This is a genomic window from uncultured Caballeronia sp., from assembly GCF_964243625.1.
GTDB lineage: Bacteria > Pseudomonadota > Gammaproteobacteria > Burkholderiales > Burkholderiaceae > Caballeronia.
This window is the reverse complement of sequence record NZ_CAXTGZ010000058.1, coordinates 1-18,403: the sequence shown is the minus strand read 5'-3', so window position 1 is coordinate 18,403 and position 18,403 is coordinate 1. Positions and strand designations below refer to the sequence as shown.

Annotated in this window: 19 protein-coding genes; 12 read left to right on the top strand and 7 right to left on the bottom strand. The window is 60.8% G+C overall.

What is annotated here, in order from left to right; all coding sequences use genetic code 11:
• From ACFFAR_RS06210 to ACFFAR_RS06195, 4 genes are all read left to right on the top strand, one after another.
• On the top strand, positions 1 to 229 hold a 229-nt coding region (locus ACFFAR_RS06210; RefSeq protein ID WP_375507642.1), incomplete at its 5' end, for a hypothetical protein.
• The gene (locus ACFFAR_RS06205; RefSeq protein WP_062000827.1) at positions 226 to 1,098 is read left to right on the top strand and encodes a transglutaminase family protein; all 873 of its coding nucleotides are present in this window, start codon (positions 226 to 228) and stop codon (positions 1,096 to 1,098) included. The genes ACFFAR_RS06210 and ACFFAR_RS06205, both read left to right, overlap by 4 nt.
• A 37-nt stretch (positions 1,099 to 1,135) precedes the next feature.
• The gene (locus ACFFAR_RS06200; RefSeq protein ID WP_075357786.1) at positions 1,136 to 1,951 is read left to right on the top strand and encodes a transglutaminase family protein; all 816 of its coding nucleotides are present in this window, start codon (positions 1,136 to 1,138) and stop codon (positions 1,949 to 1,951) included.
• Positions 1,952 to 2,182: 231 nt separating this feature from the next.
• Positions 2,183 to 3,076: a squalene/phytoene synthase family protein gene (locus ACFFAR_RS06195; protein ID WP_174363119.1), complete on the top strand. Its 894-nt coding sequence runs from the start codon at positions 2,183 to 2,185 to the stop codon at positions 3,074 to 3,076.
• Here the strand turns inward: ACFFAR_RS06195 and ACFFAR_RS06190 are convergent.
• Positions 3,073 to 4,011 carry a DUF1501 domain-containing protein gene (locus tag ACFFAR_RS06190; RefSeq protein WP_375507641.1) on the bottom strand — a complete coding sequence of 313 codons (939 nt, stop codon included), beginning with the start codon at positions 4,009 to 4,011 and terminating at the stop codon, positions 3,073 to 3,075. The two genes, ACFFAR_RS06195 and ACFFAR_RS06190, sit on opposite strands and share 4 nt — an antisense overlap.
• A gap of 46 nt (positions 4,012 to 4,057) precedes the next feature.
• A complete protein-coding gene (locus tag ACFFAR_RS06185) occupies positions 4,058 to 4,519 on the bottom strand; it encodes a hypothetical protein (protein WP_174363121.1) in 462 nt (153 codons plus the stop codon).
• Between the two features lie 264 nt (positions 4,520 to 4,783).
• On the opposite strand from ACFFAR_RS06185, the gene ompR reads away from it, so the two are divergent.
• From ompR to ACFFAR_RS06165, 4 genes are all read left to right on the top strand, one after another.
• The gene (gene ompR / locus ACFFAR_RS06180) at positions 4,784 to 5,509 is read left to right on the top strand and encodes a two-component system response regulator OmpR (RefSeq protein WP_056353156.1); all 726 of its coding nucleotides are present in this window, start codon (positions 4,784 to 4,786) and stop codon (positions 5,507 to 5,509) included.
• Positions 5,510 to 5,589: 80 nt separating this feature from the next.
• Positions 5,590 to 6,951, top strand: coding sequence for an ATP-binding protein (locus ACFFAR_RS06175; protein ID WP_174363122.1), 1,362 nt, complete (start codon positions 5,590 to 5,592; stop codon positions 6,949 to 6,951).
• Between the two features lie 260 nt (positions 6,952 to 7,211).
• A complete protein-coding gene (locus ACFFAR_RS06170; protein WP_061999284.1) occupies positions 7,212 to 7,760 on the top strand; it encodes a peroxiredoxin in 549 nt (182 codons plus the stop codon).
• A 108-nt stretch (positions 7,761 to 7,868) separates the two neighbouring features.
• Complete coding sequence (locus tag ACFFAR_RS06165; RefSeq protein ID WP_061999283.1) at positions 7,869 to 8,393, top strand: carboxymuconolactone decarboxylase family protein; 525 nt, start codon at positions 7,869 to 7,871, stop codon at positions 8,391 to 8,393.
• A 54-nt stretch (positions 8,394 to 8,447) separates the two neighbouring features.
• On the opposite strand, the gene ispF is transcribed toward ACFFAR_RS06165, so the two are convergent.
• Together ispF and ispD are read right to left on the bottom strand one after the other, a co-directional pair.
• The gene (gene ispF / locus ACFFAR_RS06160) at positions 8,448 to 8,939 is read right to left on the bottom strand and encodes a 2-C-methyl-D-erythritol 2,4-cyclodiphosphate synthase (RefSeq protein WP_174363123.1); all 492 of its coding nucleotides are present in this window, start codon (positions 8,937 to 8,939) and stop codon (positions 8,448 to 8,450) included.
• A 40-nt stretch (positions 8,940 to 8,979) separates the two neighbouring features.
• Positions 8,980 to 9,693, bottom strand: coding sequence for a 2-C-methyl-D-erythritol 4-phosphate cytidylyltransferase (gene ispD / locus ACFFAR_RS06155; protein ID WP_061999281.1), 714 nt, complete (start codon positions 9,691 to 9,693; stop codon positions 8,980 to 8,982).
• Positions 9,694 to 9,803: 110 nt separating this feature from the next.
• Here ispD and mfd point away from each other — a divergent pair, with 110 nt between their 5' ends.
• Genes mfd through ACFFAR_RS06135 form a run of 4 tightly spaced genes read left to right on the top strand, consistent with a single transcriptional unit; the run spans position 9,804 to position 15,910 of the window.
• Positions 9,804 to 13,295 carry a transcription-repair coupling factor gene (gene mfd, locus ACFFAR_RS06150; protein WP_375507640.1) on the top strand — a complete coding sequence of 1,164 codons (3,492 nt, stop codon included), beginning with the start codon at positions 9,804 to 9,806 and terminating at the stop codon, positions 13,293 to 13,295.
• 51 nt (positions 13,296 to 13,346) lie between these two features.
• On the top strand, positions 13,347 to 14,573 hold the full coding sequence (gene argE, locus ACFFAR_RS06145) for an acetylornithine deacetylase (protein WP_174363409.1): 1,227 nt from the start codon (positions 13,347 to 13,349) through the stop codon (positions 14,571 to 14,573).
• Positions 14,574 to 14,577: 4 nt separating this feature from the next.
• On the top strand, positions 14,578 to 14,868 hold the full coding sequence (locus ACFFAR_RS06140) for a nucleotidyltransferase domain-containing protein (protein ID WP_174363408.1): 291 nt from the start codon (positions 14,578 to 14,580) through the stop codon (positions 14,866 to 14,868).
• A 37-nt stretch (positions 14,869 to 14,905) separates the two neighbouring features.
• Positions 14,906 to 15,910 (top strand): threonine/serine dehydratase, encoded by a 1,005-nt coding sequence (locus ACFFAR_RS06135; RefSeq protein WP_062169868.1) that lies wholly within the window; start codon positions 14,906 to 14,908, stop codon positions 15,908 to 15,910.
• Positions 15,911 to 15,913: 3 nt separating this feature from the next.
• On the opposite strand, the gene ACFFAR_RS06130 is transcribed toward ACFFAR_RS06135, so the two are convergent.
• The 3 genes from ACFFAR_RS06130 to ACFFAR_RS06120 all read right to left on the bottom strand — a co-directional run.
• Positions 15,914 to 16,735 carry an ABC transporter permease subunit gene (locus tag ACFFAR_RS06130; RefSeq protein ID WP_372237039.1) on the bottom strand — a complete coding sequence of 274 codons (822 nt, stop codon included), beginning with the start codon at positions 16,733 to 16,735 and terminating at the stop codon, positions 15,914 to 15,916.
• Entirely contained in the window at positions 16,732 to 17,646 is a 915-nt protein-coding gene (locus ACFFAR_RS06125) for an ABC transporter permease subunit (protein WP_174363407.1), read from the bottom strand. The genes ACFFAR_RS06130 and ACFFAR_RS06125 overlap by 4 nt, the downstream gene beginning before the upstream one ends.
• A partial coding sequence (locus ACFFAR_RS06120; protein ID WP_375507639.1) for an ABC transporter ATP-binding protein occupies positions 17,643 to 18,403 on the bottom strand: 761 nt, incomplete at its 5' end. The genes ACFFAR_RS06125 and ACFFAR_RS06120, both read right to left, overlap by 4 nt.

The following is an 18,403-nucleotide window of genomic DNA, read 5'->3' as shown; positions in this document are numbered from 1 at the left end:
CTCTCATTTCCCCTCTTCCCGCGCGCAAGACGCCTCTTACCGAATCACAAACGAATTCTTTCGCCAGAACTGTCTCGTGTATCCTGAATTCTGGCGACCGGAACGTCCGGGCGCTGCAATACAAGGGTCCACCATGGATTTCAACAAACAGGCTGCGAAAGCCGCGGTGTGGTTGCTCGGCAGCGCCCTGCGGCCGGCCAGCCTGAACTTGGGAAGATTTGCCAGGTGAACGAGCCGCAACGCTTTACGGTCCGGCATACGAGCGTGTACCGATACTCGGAACCGGTCGATTTCGGCGAGCATCGAATGATGTTCAGGCCACGATCCAGCCACGATCTCCGGCTGGTCACCACGCAACTGAAGATCACGCCGGAACCGGCGCGACTGCGCTGGCTGCACGATGTCTTCGATAATTCGGTGGCCGTCGCCACCTTCGACACGCAGGCGACCGAGCTGACTTTCGAAAGCGAAGTGACGCTCGAGCACTTCGAGTCGCCGCAGCCGGACTACGCGCTGGAACGCTACGCGCTCACGTTCCCGTTCGCGTACACCAACGAGGAAGCATCGGATCTCGTCAACGCGCGCAACCGCCCGGAACCGGACGGAGATGTCGACGCGTGGGCCCGCCGGTTCGTTGCGCCCGGGGAAAGCACGGGCACGATGGCGCTCTTGCGGGCAATGACGCAGGAGATCAACGACGATTTCAAGTACGTACGGCGCACGGAAAAAGGCGTGAATCGTCCCGCCGATACCCTGCGTCTGCGCAGCGGCAGTTGCCGCGACTTCGCGGTGCTGATGATGGACGCCGTCCGGTCGCTTGGATTGGCGGCGCGCTTCGTGAGCGGCTACATCTTCGTGCCCGAACGCGACACCACGCGCGGCGGCGGCGCCACGCACGCGTGGCTGCAGATCTATCTCCCGGGCGCGGGCTGGGTCGATTTCGACCCGACGAACAGCATTGTCGGCAATCGGCACCTGATACGCGTCGCGGTTGCTTGGGATCACCATCAGGCCCTGCCGCTGTGGGGAACCTGGAATGGCGAGCCCGGATCGTTTCGCAGCCTCGATGTCGAGGTCAGTGTGACCGAGAACCAGTGACGTTTTCTTTTATAGTTCACAGCAAAGGGCAGCTCCCATGAAACTCCGCGTTGGCTACGAACTGGTCTACGAGTGTCCGCAACCGACACCAATGCTGCTCATGCTGAATACACACTTTTCAGTCGCGCCGCAGGTGTTGCTGGCCGATGTGCTGACGGTCAATCCGCCGGTGCCCATCTCGCAGTATCGCGATGGCTTCGGCAACCTGTGCAGCCGGCTGGTGGCGCCGGCGGGACGGATATCGCTGTCGACCTCCGCGTTGCTCGAAGTGTCCGGCGAATTCGAACAGCCCGGGCCGAATGGCGAACAGCATCCGGTGGAAGATTTGCCGAACGAATGCCTCGTGTTCCTGCTCGGCAGCCGTTATTGCGAAACCGATCTGCTGTCCGACTTCGCGTGGAAGCAGTTCGGCGCCACGCCGCCCGGACGCGCGCGCGTGCAGGCGATTTGCGACTTCGCCCACAATCACATCGTCTTCAACTACGCGCACGCGCGGCCGACGAAAACCGCGTTCGAGGCCTATCAGGAGCGCCAGGGCGTCTGCCGCGACTTTGCACACCTGGCCGTGACGCTATGCCGGGCAATGAACATCCCGGCGCGATATTGCACGGGTTATATCAGCGACGTAGGCCTCCCGCCACCCTACGCAGCGATGGATTTTGCTGCGTGGTTCGAGGCGTTCATCGGCGGAAGCTGGCAGACGTTCGACGCACGCAACAACGCGCCACGTATTGGACGCGTGCTGATGGCGCGCGGCCGCGACGCCGCGGATGTGGCCATCAGCAACACCTTCGGACCTACCGCCTTGCTCAAGTTCGATGTTGTTTGCGAGCCGGAAGAAGCGCGGGTTTGATTCGGGATTCTAAGTATCCTGGTGCGCGGCGCGGGTCGAGCTGCGCCCGCACGTGCCCGCGCCTTGCCCACGACTTGCCCGCGCCTTGCCCGCGCCTTGCGGCACATTCTCATCCGGGCGATAATTCGCCCGGAGATTTGCGCGCAACCTGGTTCTTGCGCCGGCTTGACAGACCAACCGTTCCCCCCCTACACGTCCTCGTGCCAGAACAGCCGGAGCCATTGAATTTCAATGGCTTTTTTTCTGGGCGGGACTTTATCGGCTTCGCGCCGTTGCCAATTCATTGCCGTGAACTTCGACGACTACTGTCAGCAAAAAGCTGCGCCCGATGGCTCCAGCACCTACTACGCGCTGCGTCGCGCGCCCGCTTCGCGCCGGCCGCTCCTGACCGCGGTCTACGCCCTGCGCCGCGAACTCGAGGAAACGGCCAAGGAGACGAGCGATCCCACTATCGGACGGACCAAACATGCGTGGTGGCAGAAGGAACTGGCAAGCCTCTTCGGCGGCGAACCGGCGCACCCGGTCACGAAGGCCATCGCGGCGCATCAGGCCGGCACGCCGGTCCTTGACGACGAAGGCCGCGGATATGTCGGCAACATGGTCGATGGCTATGAACTCGATCTGGAGCAGGCGCGATATATCGACTGGGCGGGTCTTCGGCGATATCTGGATAACGCGGGCGGCGCGTTTGCGGTGATCGTCGCGCGGGCCACGGCGCGCCACCCTGAAAACGTTCCAAACTGGGCGATGGCGCTGGGCTCGGCCTTGATGCTCGCGGAGCGCGTGGAAAACATCGGCGACGACGCGCGTCATGGCCGCATCTATCTGCCCATCGACGAACTGCAGCGCTTCGGCGTCACGGCGGCCGATCTGATCAACCGCAAATACAGCGACGCGTTCACCGAACTCATGCGCTTCCAGACGGGCCGTGCCCGTGACGCGCTGAACCAGGCGCTGGCCGCCATTCCCGCCGATGAACGCCCGACACAGCGCGTGCTGCGCTCGCACGCGGCGTTATCGCTGGCCTTGCTCGATGAAATCGAGCGCGAGGATTTCAAGGTCTTGCATCAGCGCATCGCGCTCACGCCCATCCGCAAACTGTGGATTACGTGGCGGGTTCGCTAGGCGCGCATTATTGGCAGCGTTTCAAACTTGCCGCCGAGAACGGCGTCGGCGTTCATGCCGCGCCAGGACCCCAGAACAGTTGCATACAAATGCCGGAAGTCCACGTTCATTGGCAGGTTGCCGTTGCCGTCGAGCCTAGAGAGTGCGGGCGCGGCGCCGTATAAACCGCCGTTCACCCGGCCACCCAGAAGGAAGTGCGGCGCGGCCGTGCCGTGATCCGTGCCGCGGCTGTCGTTTTCACGCGGACACCGGCCGAATTCCGAGTACGTCATGACAAGGGTGTCGTTCCATCGACCGAGTTCGGTCAGTGCGGATCGCACTGCGGCCAATCCATTCGATAACTGGCCAAGCAAACGCGCGTGCTGTATCGGCTGGTTCTGATGAGTATCGAAGCCGTTGAGCGTAAGGCGAATCACCGACAAGGCTCGCGTGCTTGCAAGCGCTTCCATCGCTGTCCTGGTTGATGTTCCAAAGGGATCGGCGGGGAATGTCGTTTCGAAGCCTCCCGCGCCAAACGCCCGTGCAAGCCAGCCATCGCGAAGGTACTGGTCTGCGTGCGACGCGGTGTCCCAGATTTCCATCGATCGAAAATGCGAGAGGTTTTGCTGCGGGTAGCCGACGCCCTGCACGATGGCAAGTTGTCCGTCGCGCCACAGCGGCATCAGCGGCTGCATTGCCGGATGAAGCCCGCTGCGCTCGTCGAGCTGCAGCACATGGTCCCGATGGATTCCGATGGTCGGACGCAAGGCCGCGTAAGCGGGATCGGCAAACGGAATCACGGTATTCAAGCCGTCGTTGCCGCCTTTCAGCTCGACCAGAATCAGCACCATGCCTTGAGCTGCCGGCGGAGCCTGACGAGCGATCGCACTCGTCGATGGCGCCATCGCACAAACACCGAGTGCGCAAGCAACAAAAAGAAAATCGCGCCGGTTCATAGGCGCGCTTGCGTTCCGGGAACGGCCGGCATCAGACGGAAAGCAATCACCGCTTATACAGATCCCTGACCGCTTCCTCGATGTGCTGGCGCAACAGCCTGCGTTCATCGGCGGTCATCACGCCGTGCCGTGGCGTACGTTCGGGCGGTTGCGGGTCAACCGGTGGCGGCTGCATGACAGGCATTTGCTGCGCTTGAGTGTTTCCAGACTGCTTGCCCATTCGATGCTGTGCGCGCATCAGGCGGCCATCGAAACTGCGGCTCCTTTGCGGGCGCGCACTCGACCCGCCGGCAGTTGGATTCTCGCCGACATCCGAATTCAGATAACCCGATGACGACGCCCACGACGAATCCGGCCGGTCAAACGCCGACGCATTGCGACTGGAGGATTGGGATGGTTGCGCGAAAGCACTGCGCACGGCAAACACGGCGTAAAACGCGCTAGCGATCAGCGTTAGTCGGATGATGCGCATGTTGCGCACAGGTTTGCGCCGCCGCGCTCCCTTCATGTTGTTCCCTTCGTTGCTCGACAACCGGACAGTCTCAGGCTCTTTGGCGTGCTTGCGTGGCAGGCAAGGTGGACGGTCATGCCGCCATGTTGCTGACGCGCAATCGTTGTACTAATGGAGTATCTACCGAATGACGGGCTTAGGTAAAGGAGTGTACGCATAGAACCTTTACGTCGTGCCACAGTCCCCGTAAATTTTGTAACTATCTGTTACCTTATAATTCACGCAAACTGCTCCTCTTTCTAATCGCGCTAAGATGCCGGAATGGAAACCAAAAATCCCTCAAAAATACTCGTAGTCGACGACGATCCCCGTTTGCGCGATCTTTTGCGGCGTTATCTCGGCGAACAAGGCTTTAATGTCTATGTCGCTGAAAATGCACCGTCGATGAACAAGCTCTGGGTACGCGAACGTTTCGACCTGCTCGTGCTCGACCTGATGTTGCCGGGGGAAGACGGCCTGTCGATCTGCCGGCGACTGCGCGGCAGCAATGACCGCACGCCGATCATCATGCTCACGGCCAAGGGCGAAGACGTGGATCGGATTGTCGGGCTGGAAATGGGTGCCGACGATTACCTTCCGAAGCCATTCAATCCGCGCGAGCTCGTAGCCCGGATTCATGCCGTGCTGCGCCGGCAGTCGCCGTCGGAATTGCCGGGTGCGCCGTCCGAAACTGCTGAAGTGTTTGAATTCGGCGAGTTTGCCTTGAATCTCGCCACGCGCACGCTGACCAAGAATGGCCAGGAAATCCCGCTGACCACGGGTGAATTCTCCGTGCTGAAGGTTTTCGCGCGGCATCCGCGTGCGCCGCTGTCACGTGAAAAACTGATGGAACTGGCGCGTGGCCGTGAATACGAAGTGTTCGACCGCAGTCTCGATGTCCAGATCTCCCGGCTGCGCAAGCTGATCGAGCCGGACCCGAGCAGCCCACGCTTCATCCAGACGGTGTGGGGTCTCGGCTACGTCTTCATTCCGGACGGCGCGGCTTGAGCATTGAGTACCAGTTGAGTTCTGATTGAGTCCTCGCAAACGCGCTTCATGCGCGCCACAAGCACGAGCGTCAACGACCCATGCGGATTGACAGGCGGCTACTGACGCTCGCGTTCGGCGGCCTGTTCTGGCGGACGTTCGCCCTCATCGCGCTGTTGATCGCGGTGAGCATTGCCGCCTGGTTCCAGAGCTTTCGCGTGATCGAACGCGAGCCGCGCGCGCAGCGCGTCGCGCTGCAGTTGGTCGCCGTCGTCAAGCTCACCCGCACCGCCCTCCTTTATTCCGATCCCGACCTTCGCCGCGCGCTGCTGCAGGATCTGGAAAGCAATGAAGGCGTGCGCGTGTATCCGCGCGAAACCACAGATAAATACCGTCTCCAGCCCGACGAATCGCTGAACCGTCTGATCGAGCGCGACGTTCGCGGCCGCCTGGGCAACGACACGGTCATCGCGCAATCGGTGAACGACATCCCGGGCGTCTGGATCAGCTTCAAGATCGACGACGACGATTACTGGGTCGCGCTCGACCGCGATCAGCTCGATACCGTCACCGGCCTGCAATGGGCCGGCTGGGGCATCTTTGCGCTCGCGCTGTCGCTCTTTGGCGCGGCGTTCATCACCAGTCTCGTCAACAGGCCGTTCGCGCGCCTCGCGCTCGCCGCGCGCAAGGTCGGCTCGGGACAATCACCCGAACCGCTTCCTGAACGCGGCATGGGCGTTGCCGCCGAAACCAATCGAAGCTTCAACCAGATGGTGCAGGACCTCGAGCAACTCGATGCCGACCGTGCGCTGATGCTCGCCGGGATCTCGCACGACTTGCGCACGCCGCTCGCGCGTCTGCGGCTGGAAACCGAGATGAGCCCCTCCGACGAAGCGACGAAACTCGCGATGGTCGATGACATCGAACAGATGGACATGATCATCGGGCGTTTCCTCGACTACGCGCGGCCGATGCAGCGCATGGCCGAGGCTGTGGATCTGTCGATGATCGGCGGCGAGATGACCGCGCGCTTTCTCACCGAGGAAGGCGTGTTGATGAAAACCGATCTGGCACAAGGCGCGATTGTCGAGGGCGATCCCACCGATGTGCGTCGCGTGATCGGGAATTTGCTGGAAAACGCGCGCAAGTATGGCCGCAGCGCCGCCGATGACGTCGCGCGGATCACGTTGCAAACCCGTGTGAACCATGGCCGCGTGGAGTTATCGGTGATGGACGAAGGACGCGGCATTCCCGAAGACCAGGTTGCGCTGATCACGCGGCCCTTCTATCGCGTCGATACCGCCCGCACGCAGGCCAACGGAACCGGATTGGGCATGGCGATCGTGCAACGGCTGGTGACGCGTCAGCGCGGCACGCTGCGGCTGCGCAACCGTTCGCCGCACCCAGGGTTCGAAGTCACCATCGACTTTCCGGCCATGGAAAAACGCACACTGCGATCATGAAGTTTCATGCAGGCCCAAGGGTTTCGCCATGGCGTTCAATGTGCACAGTGGTTTCAAATGCCTATCGGTCCATTCGTTAAAAGCTATTTGGAGTGTTAGTCAAAATCTATTGATACCATTGCTCAATAGGGTTATAGTGGACTTCGTTCAACGCAGCGCTCTCGCCAGATCAACGGCTTTGAGTTTGATGCTGCGTCATGTGAGCGTTACAGCGATCAGGTAGTCTTGGTTTTTCTTCCAACGAACACAGGAGTATTCATATGAAGACCGTGGGCGATAAAGTTGAAGCTTTCACCGTTACAGCTGCAAAGCCGGGTTTCAACAATCACGAAGAAAATGGCGTATCGGCATTTGAAGAGATCACCGAGCAGTCGTTTCCTGGCAAGTGGAAAATCCTGTATTTCTATCCGAAGGACTTCACGTTCGTCTGCCCGACGGAAATCGTCGAGTTCGGCAAGCTGAACGGCGACTTCGCAGACCGTGACGCAGTGCTGCTTGGCGGCAGCGTGGACAACGAATTCGTCAAGCTGGCATGGCGCCGTGAGCACAAGGACCTGAGCAAGCTGAACCACTACTCGTTCGGCGACGTGAAGGGCGAACTGATCGACCAGCTCGGCGTGCGTGACAAGGAAGCGGGCGTGGCGTTGCGGGCAACGTTCATCATCGATCCGGACAATGTGATCCAGCACGTTTCCGTGAACAACCTGAACGTCGGCCGCAGCCCGGAAGAAGTGCTGCGTATTCTCGACGGCCTGCAAACGGACGAACTCTGCCCGTGCAACCGCGCTGTCGGCGGTACGACGCTGTAATTGCATATGTACCGGCGAGGCCTTCATGGCTGCGCCTCAGCCCGTCCGCTTTACGAGTCAAGCTCGAGCCGGCGGGCTTTTTTATCGGTTATTGGATAGGAGAAATTTATGGAATTCCTCGCATCGATTAAAGAACTGATTCCTGATTACGCAAAAGACATCCGGCTGAACGTGGACGGGACGATTGCGCGGTCATCGCTGGAAGGCAATGATGCCGTCGGCGTGGCGCTCGCGGCCGCCTATGCCGCGAAGGCTACGAAGATCGTGACGCTGATTCGCGAGTCGGGCGTGTTGTCGGCTGAGGAAACGAACGGCGCGTTGACCGCTGCCGCGTTGATGGGCATGAACAACGTCTGGTATCCGTACCTGGAAATGGCCGATAACGCCGACCTGAAGACGCAGCCCGCCGCTTTGCGGATGAATGCGTACGCCACGCACGGCGGTCTGGATAAACGGCGTTTCGAGATGTTTGCGCTGGCGGCATCGATTGTCGGGAAGTGCCATTTCTGCGTGAAATCGCACTACGAGAATCTCGTAGGCGAAGGCATGAGCACGACGCAATTACGCGATGTCGGACGCATTGCCGCGGTGATCGTGGCGGCTCAGTTGGCGATTACGGCTGAAGGGAAGTAAATCGATCAAGCGCGCCGGAGGATTCTCCGGCGCGACTATTATCAACTGCATTTTTCAGGCATCGATTCCCGTACGCATCAACAGTACCGCCGCCTGCGCTTCAATCCCCTCTTTCCGGCCCAGATAGCCCAGCTTCTCGTTGGTCTTCGCCTTCACGTTGACGCGGCTCAACGGCAGTTCCAGATCTTCTGCGATATTCGCGCGAATCGCCTCAATAAACGGCGCAAGCTTCGGCGCCTGCGCGATCACGGTCGAATCGACGTTCATGATCGCAAACCCCGCCTCCGAAACCCGCGCAAATGCCTCGCGCAATAAAACACGGCTATCGGCGCCTGAGAATTCGGCATCCGTATCGGGAAAATGACGGCCTATATCGCCCATTGCCGCTGCGCCGAACAAGGCGTCCGTAACCGCGTGCAGCAGGACATCGGCGTCCGAATGCCCGAGCAGGCCGCGTTCATAAGGAATCGTCACCCCGCCGATGATCAGCGGCCGTCCCTCGACCAGTTGGTGAACGTCGTAGCCTTGTCCGATTCTGAAATCCATCGATAATCCTAAAAGGTTAAGCGGTGAGCGAAATGAAATATCAGACAGCGCCGAGCATGGCTGTCGCCAATGCGAAATCCTCGGGATACGTGACCTTGAAGTTGCGCAAACTCCCCTGAATCAATCGCGGCGCGTGTCCCAGCCATTCGATGGCGCTCGCTTCATCGGTGAGGTCGTGGCCGTCTTGCCGGGCCCGCGTGATTGCATCGCGCAACATCCCGAGACGGAACATCTGCGGCGTCTGTGCCTGCCACAAGCCGTTGCGCGACTCGGTGCGGGCAATGCGCCCTTCGTCGTGCGCCGTGCCTTCTGCCTCGATGCGCTTTAACGTATCCGCTACGGGCAGCGCCAGAATCCCGCCAACCGGATCGTTCTTTAGCTCACCCACGAGCTTGCGCACCATCTCGGGTGTGAGACCGGGGCGCGCCGCATCATGCACGAGCACCCAGTCGTCTTCCCGGGCGCCAAAGCCTGCCAGCGCCGCCAGGCCGTTGAATACAGAAGCTTGCCGCGTCGCGCCGCCGCAGCGTTGCACGGCGAAGCGCAGGCCCGCGAAACGGCGGTCATCGAAGTGATGATCGTTCGGCGCCAGCACCACGAGCGTCTGGGCAAACTCGGAGCAGGCATCGAAGGCAGCGAGGGAATAGCGCAGCATCGGATGACGGCCGACGGTCTGATATTGCTTCGGCATGGGGGCGCCGGAACGGCTGCCGGAACCGGCACATGGGATGAGGGCGAACAGGCGGGAAGTCACGAGTTGAAAACGCCCAAGTCAAAAGTGAAGCCCGGATTTTATAATAGGACTATCGCGACCATGCCGGTCCCGCATGCACTTTCGCACGCGAACGGTTCCCCGCACACTTTATGCCTTCAAAAGCCGTCAGTTTGCAGTCAACGTCCCCTATCGCACTCGTCAAGGCTGGTCAGCGCTTTGCCTTCGATGGCGCCACCGGTTCATCCGACGCGCTCGCTCTCGCGCGTTACCACCTCGCAAACCGCGAAAACGTCCCGTTATTGGTCGTGATGTGCGCGAGCGCGGTGGACTCCCAACGTCTTTCGGTCGAAATCCCGTTCTTCGCGCCGGACGCCCGGGTCAGGCTGCTGCCCGACTGGGAAACGCTGCCCTACGACACGTTTTCGCCCCATCAGGACCTGGTTTCAGCGCGCCTTGCGACGCTGCACGACCTCGGTGAAGGCCGTTGCGACATCCTGCTGGTGCCCGCCACCACGGCGTTGTACCGGATGCCGCCGGCATCGTTCCTGGCCGCGTACACGTTCTCGTTCACGCAGGGCGAGCGGCTCAACGAGGCGAAACTCAAGAGCCAGTTGACGCTCGCGGGGTATGAGCATGTGAGCCAGGTCGTGCGTCCGGGCGAATACTGCGTGCGTGGGTCGTTGCTGGATCTGTTTCCGATGGGCTCGCCGTTGCCGTACCGGATCGATTTGTTCGACGACCAGGTGGATTCCATCCGCGCCTTCGATCCGGACACGCAACGCAGTTTGTACCCGGTCCGCGATGTGCGTCTGCTTCCAGGGCGCGAATTTCCCTTCGATGAACCCGCCCGCACCGCCTTCCGCAGCCGCTGGCGCGAGGTTTTCGAAGGCGATCCGAGCCGTTCATCCATATACAAGGACATCGGCAATGGTGTGCCGGCAGCGGGTATCGAGTACTACCTGCCCTTGTTCTTCGACGAAACAGCCACGCTTTTCCACTATTTGCCGCAAGACGCGCAACTGGCGTTCGTCGGCGACATGGACGCGGCAATCAAGCGCTTCACGAACGACACGAAGCAGCGCTACAACTTCCTGTCGCATGACCGCGAGCGGCCGCTGCTCGAACCAAAGCGTCTCTTTCTTTCCGACGACGACTTCTTTTCCTTCGCCAAACCGTTCGCGCAGATCAAGTTTCCGCCCTCGCCCGAGGGCGGCTGGGCCGTGCCGCTGCCGGGCCTTGCCGTGGATCGGCATGCCGAAGATCCGTTGCTCGCGCTGCGCCATTATCTGGAGCAGACGCCCAATCGCGTGCTGCTCGCCACGGAATCGGCGGGTCGTCGCGAGACGATCCAGCAGCTTCTCGCCGACAACGGCCTGCGCGCCGCCATCGACGACACGTTCCAGCAATGGCTGACGGGCGACGCCAAGTTTTCCCTGGGCATCGCGCCGCTCTCGAACGGCTTTTCGTTGCCGGGCGAAGGTCTCTCGATCGTCACCGAAACCGAGCTATACGGACAACTCACGCGCCGCGCCGGACGACGCCGCCAGGAACAGGCGAGCAACGTCGACTCGATGGTGCGCGACCTCTCCGAGCTGAAAATCGGCGATCCGGTCGTGCATACGCAGCACGGGATCGGACGGTATATGGGGCTGGTATCGATGGATCTCGGCGAAGGCGAGACCGAGTTTCTCCATTTGCAATATCAGAACGAAACCAAGCTCTACGTGCCGGTCGCGCAGCTTCATGTGATTTCGCGCTACAGCGGCGCGGACCCGGACACCGCGCCGTTGCACACGCTCGGGTCGGGCCAGTGGGACAAGGCAAAACGCAAGGCTGCGCAGCAAATCCGCGATACCGCCGCCGAGCTGCTCAACCTTTACGCGCGGCGGGCGCTGCGCCAGGGCCACGCGTTCCCGCTCGAAGCGCGCGACTACGCGAAGTTCGCCGAAAGTTTCGGCTTCGAGGAAACGCCGGACCAGGCCGCGGCGATTACCGCTGTCATCGGCGATATGACGAGCGGCAAGCCAATGGACCGTCTGGTCTGCGGCGACGTGGGTTTCGGCAAGACGGAAGTCGCACTGCGGGCGGCGTTTATCGCGGTGCTTGGCGGCAAACAGGTCGCGATCCTCTCGCCCACCACCCTGCTCGCCGAACAGCACACGAACACCTTCACCGACCGTTTCGCCGACTGGCCCGTGAAGATCGCCGAGCTGTCGCGCTTCAAGAGCACGAAGGAAGTGGCAGGGTCGATCCAGGCAATCAACGACGGCACTGTCGATATCGTCATCGGTACGCACAAGCTGCTGTCCAGCGACGTGGTGTTCAAGCGGCTGGGGCTCGTGATCATCGACGAGGAACACCGTTTCGGTGTGCGGCAGAAGGAAGCGTTGAAGGCGCTGCGCGCTGAAGTCGATGTGCTCACGCTCACCGCCACGCCCATTCCGCGCACGCTCGGCATGGCGCTGGAAGGCTTGCGCGACTTTTCGATCATCGCGACCGCGCCGCAAAAACGTCTCGCGATCAAGACCTTCGTGCGCCGCGAGGAAGACGGCGTGATCCGCGAGGCGATGCTGCGCGAGCTCAAGCGCGGCGGTCAGGTTTATTTCCTGCACAACGAAGTCGAGACCATTGAAAACCGTCGTTCGATGCTCGAAAAACTCGTGCCCGAAGCGCGCATTGCGGTCGCGCACGGACAAATGCACGAACGCGAACTCGAGCGCGTAATGCGCGACTTCGTCGGCCAGCGCGCGAACGTGCTGCTGTGCACGACGATTATCGAAACCGGGATCGACGTGCCGAGCGCAAACACCATCCTGATCCATCGCGCCGATAAATTCGGCCTCGCGCAGTTGCATCAGTTGCGTGGCCGTGTCGGGCGTTCGCACCATCAGGCGTATGCGTATCTGCTCGTGCACGATCCGGCCGCGCTCACGAAACAGGCGCAGCGGCGGCTGGAAGCGATCCAGCAGATGGAAGAACTCGGTTCGGGCTTTTACCTCGCCATGCACGATCTGGAAATTCGCGGCACGGGCGAAGTGCTCGGCGACAAACAATCGGGCGAGATCCACGAGATCGGTTTCCAGCTCTACACCGACATGCTCAACGACGCCGTGCGTGCCCTGAAAGAGGGCCGCGAACCGGACCTGAACGCGCCGCTCGCCGCCACGACCGAGATCAACCTGCACGCGCCCGCGATCCTCCCCGCCGACTATTGCGCCGACGTGCAGGAACGTTTGTCGCTGTACAAGCGCATGGCGAACTGCGAATCGAGCGATGCCATCGACTCGATCCTGGAAGAACTCATTGATCGTTTCGGCAAGCTGCCGCCGCAGGCTAGCGCGCTGGTCGAGACCCACAAGCTGCGGCTCGCCGCCAAGCCGCTGGGGATCCTGAAGATCGATGCGGCGGAACATGTGATCTCGCTGCAGTTCGTGCCGAACCCGCCTGTCGACGCCATGAAGATCATCGAGATGGTGCAGAAGAACAAGCACATCAAGCTCGCGGGGCAGGACAAGCTGCGCATCGAAGTGCGCAGCCCGGACCTCGCGGTGCGGATTTCGACGGTCAAGGAAACGTTGCGCGCACTCGGCGCGCCGGTGCGGCAACAGAAACCGGCTGCCGCCATCGCGCCATCGCGTTAGTTTTTATTGCTTTTTCGGTATCATCGAAAAGTGAAAATCAAGGAGAGTGTCATGTCGCAGATCGCTGAATCGACGGCTTCCGTCGCCCAAACACCTTCCACTGAACCGGCGTCGCTGCCGTGGATCAAGAAGCTCGTCTCCTTCGATACCGTCAGCCGCAATCCGAACATGGGCCTGATCGAGACCGTGCGCGACGACCTGCGCGCGGCGGGCATCGAAAGCACACTGACCACCGACCCGAGCGGCAAGTGGGCCAATCTTTTCGCGACCGTTCCCGCGCACGACGGCGCGACGAATGGCGGGATCGTGCTGTCCGGTCACACGGACGTGGTGCCCGTCGACGGTCAGAAATGGGACAGCGATCCGTTCAAGCCTGAAGTCCGCGGCGGTTTGCTGTACGGCCGCGGCACGTGCGACATGAAGGGGTTTATCGGCGCGGCGTTGACCCTGCTGCCGAAGATGCAGGCCACGAAACTCGCGCGGCCGATCCACTTCGCCCTCTCCTTCGACGAAGAAATCGGCTGCGCCGGTGCGCCGCTGCTGATCACCGACCTGCAAAAGCGCGGCTTGCGTCCGGACGGCTGTATTGTCGGCGAGCCGACCAGCATGCGGCCGATCATCGCGCACAAGGGCATCAACGCTTATAACTGCTGTGTGCGCGGGTTGGCGGCGCATTCGTCGTTGACACCGAAGGGTTTGAACGCGATTGAATACGCGGCGCGGCTGATCTGCCATATCCGCGATATCGCCGACGAATTCCGCGCGCAAGGTCCGTTCGACGAACAATACGACGTGCCCTTCACGACCGCGCAGACCAGCACGATCAACGGCGGCAACGCGATCAACACGGTGCCGGCCGAATGCAATTTCGCGTTCGAGTTCCGCAACTTGCCGACGCTCGATCCGGAGCCGATTTTTCAGCGCATCGAGAAGTACGCGCGCGAAGAGTTGCTGCCGAAGATGCAGAAGGAACACGCAAACGCGGCGATCGAGTTTTCACGGATCGCCGCGGCTCCAGGTCTGGATGCTTCAGAGCAGGCGGCGATCACGCAGCTCGTGCGTGCGCTGACGGAGAACCAGGACAAACGCAAGGTCGCGTATGGCACGGAAGCCGGGTTGTTCCAGCTCGCCGGCGTGCCGAGCATTGTCTGCGGGCCAGGGAATATCGAGCAGGCGCACAAGGCGAACGAGTATGTGTCGCTGGAGCAGCTTGCGGCCTGCGAGGCGTTTTTGGGCAAGTTCATTCATAGCATGTCGGTTGAAGCCCAGGTGCGTTGATACGATGAAACCTTCCGCCGCCCTTGATCTGGAACGGGACGCTGTGCGCGAAGCGGTATGCCGCTTCCACACGGCCAACCCACGTGTGTTGGGTTCGGTTTTGCATGGCACCGACCTGGACCGCAGCGATCTGGACCTGCTGGTCGACGCTTTGCCTGGCGCAACGCTTTTCGGCTTGGGCGGCCTGCAAATGGAACTCGAAGAAGTGCTTGGCGTGACCGTTGACTTACTCACGCCGGGCGATCTGCCGATCAGGTTTCGAGAACAGGTATTGGCGGAAGCGGCGCCGGTATGAGTGAAACGCTTCTTTGACCCACATTACGCACATCCCCATGTCCACCGCCCATCACCCCGACCAGACCATCGACGGCACGCCGATCCCTACCCTCGACGATATCGCCGCCCAGCACATGGCGCTCGCGCCGTGGGTTGCGCGCACGCCGACCTTCGAGCGCCACGACTTCCCCACACTGGAAGGCACGCCGGTCAACTTCAAGTTCGAGCTGCTGCAGGTCGGCGGCACGTTCAAGACGCGTGGCGCCTTTTCGCACCTGCTTGCCTTATCCGACAGCGAGCGCGATGCGGGCGTGACGTGTGTATCGGCGGGAAATCATGCGGTGGCCGTCGCTTATGCCGCGATGCGCCTCGAGATCGGCGCGAAGGTCGTGATGATCAAGACCGCGAGCCCGGCGCGCGTTGCGTTGTGCCGCCGTTTCGGCGCCGAAGTCGTGATGGCGGAGAACGGCGCGGAAGCGTTCGAGATCGTACGTAAGATCGAAGCCGAGGAAGGCCGCTATTTCGTGCATCCGTTCAACGGATATAGAACCGTGATCGGTACTTCCACGCTCGGTTACGAATGGACATCGCAAGCGCCTGACCTCGACGCGGTGATCCTGCCTGTCGGCGGCGGCGGCCTTGCTGCGGGCGTGTCGCTGGCATTCCGGCTCGCGAATCCATCGATACATGTTTTCGGCGTCGAGCCCGAAGGCGCCGATGCCATGGGCCAAAGCTTCGCCGCAAACCACACGGTGAAGATGGGCGCCATGCAGAGCATTGCCGATTCATTGATGGCGCCGCATACCGAGGAGTACAGCTACGAGTTGTGCCGGCGGCATATCGACCGTCTCGTGACCGTAACCGATGCCGACCTGCGCCGCGCCATGCTGCATTTGTTCAACGAGCTGAAGCTGGCCGTGGAACCGGCATGCGCCGCGGCCACGGCGGCGCTGCTCGGGCCGTTGCGCGAAACGCTGGAAGGCAAGCGCGTCGGCGTCCTGCTGTGCGGCACGAACACCGACCCGGCGACGCTGAACAAACACCTGTCGATGGCCGCCTGACGGTTAAAGCACGTTGGTCAGGCGCTTTCGCTCGTTTCTCTGCATGACATAATTTGCGCCGATCACGCCGACCGTCACAAACGCAATAAACAACGTGGCCAGCGCGTTCATCTCGGGATTCAGCCCAAGCCGGACGCGCGAAAACACGACGAGCGGCAACGTGGTCGATCCTGGTCCGGACAAGAATGCGGACAACACGAGGTCATCGATCGACAGCGTGAACGACAGCAGCCATCCGGCCACCAACGCCTGCGATATGAGCGGCAGCGTGATCGAGAAAAACACCCGTAACGGCGTGGCGCCCAGATCGAGTGCGGCTTCTTCAATCGATGGATTCAATTCCCTGACCCGCGATTCCACGATGATCGCGACATAGGAAATACACAGCATCACGTGGCCAATCCAGATGGTGAACAAGCCGCGTCCCGCAGGCCAGCCGAAAATCTTGGCCATTTCCACAAACAGCAGCAACAGCGAAATCCCCTGGATCACCTCGGGAATCACTAACGGCGCGTTGATCATGCCGGCATAGAGCGTGAAGCCGCGAAACCGGCCCATTCGCGCGAGCACATAACCCGCCCACGTGCCGATCACGACCGACGCGCACGCCGTGAATACTGCAATCCGTATAGATAACCACGCGGCGTTGATCAACTCTTCATCGTGAACCAGCGCGCGATACCACTTGAACGAAAACTCCGTCCAGACCGTCACCAGTTGCGACTCGTTGAAGGAATACACAATCAGGCTGATGATCGGGATATAAAGAAACAGGAATCCGATACCGAGAAACGTAAAACGCAGCGGGCGGCTAGGCTGGATCATGGCTTCTCCTCCAGTTGCTTCGCCTGGTAATACTGGAAGACGGCCATGGGCACGAGCAGCAGCAAGACCATCGCGCACGTCACGGCCGAAGCCATGGGCCAGTCGGCGTTATCGAAGAATTCATTCCACATCACGCGGCCGATCATCAAGGTATCCGCGCCTCCGAGCAGTTCCGGAATCACGTATTCGCCCACCGCCGGAATGAACACCAGCAAACATCCCGCAATGATTCCGTTCTTCGAAAGCGGCAGCGTGATCTGCAAGAACGCTTTCCAGGGCTTCGCGCCGAGATCGTAAGCGGCTTCGAGCAAGGTCAGATCCATCTTGACCAAATGCGCGTAAAGCGGCATCACGAGGAACGGCAAATACGAATACACCATGCCGATATAAACCGCGATATTCGTGTGATAAAGCTCGATGGGCGAATGAATGATCCCCGTCCATATCAGGAAATTATTCAGCAGGCCGTTGTTCTTGAGAATGCCGATCCACGCATAGACGCGAATCAGAAACGATGTCCAGAACGGCAGCATGACGGCCATCATCAGCAGATTGCGGGTAGCCGGATTCGATCGCGCGATGTAATACGCCATCGGATAACCGATCAGCAAACACAGCAACGTCGATATCCCCGCGACCAGCAGCGAGTTCATGTACGTTGCGAAGTACAAACTGTCGGTCAGCAGGAATGCGTAGTGCGAGAAATCGAGCGCGATATTCAGCACGCCCTCTTTCAACGCCGTCAAATCCGTATAAGGTGGGATGCCCAGACGCGAGTCGGAGAAACTGATCTTCACGACCAGCAGGAACGGCACGAGAAACAGCAGCACGAGCCAGAGATACGGCCCGGCAATCACAGCCGTCCTTCCGGAAAGACCAAAGCGTTGCCGGATTGAATGCAGCGCTTTCATGCCGTGAGCACCACACCGGCCGACGCCGACCAGCGCACATAAACCTCGTCGTCCCAGGTGGGTGATTCGAGTTCGCCGATTGTCAGGCTCGACAAGTTCGCGACCACCACTTTGCCGCTGTCGAGCTTCACGTGATAAAGCGTGTAGCCGCCCATGTAAGCGATGTTCGCGATCGTCCCACGGCCCCAGTTATAGGCGCCTTCGGGCGGCTTGCGTGTCAGCGCGATGCGCTCGGGCCTGACCGAAATGGTGACCGGCATGCCGAGCGGTCCAGTGATCCCGTGATTCACATACAAGCGCGACGGCAGATCCTTCGATTCCACGAACACGTGATCGGGTTCGTCCTCGACCACGTTGCCATCGAAGAGATTGGTCGAACCGATGAATTCCGCCGTGAACCGGCTATTCGGGTATTCGTAGACTTCGTGCGGCGTGCCGGTCTGGATGATCTCGCCCTCGCTCATCACCGCGATCCGGCCAGCCATGGTCATGGCCTCTTCCTGATCGTGCGTGACCATGATGCAGGTGACGCCGACTTTATCGAGGATATTCACCAGTTCGATCTGCGTACGCTGGCGGATTTGTTTGTCGAGCGCGGACATGGGTTCGTCGAGCAACAGCAGCTTCGGCCGTTTGACGAGCGAGCGCGCCAATGCCACGCGCTGCTGCTGGCCGCCGGAAAGCTGGTGCGGCTTGCGCTTCGCGTAGCGCGCCATCTGCACGAGTTCGAGCGTGTGCTGCACACGCTCTTTCAGTT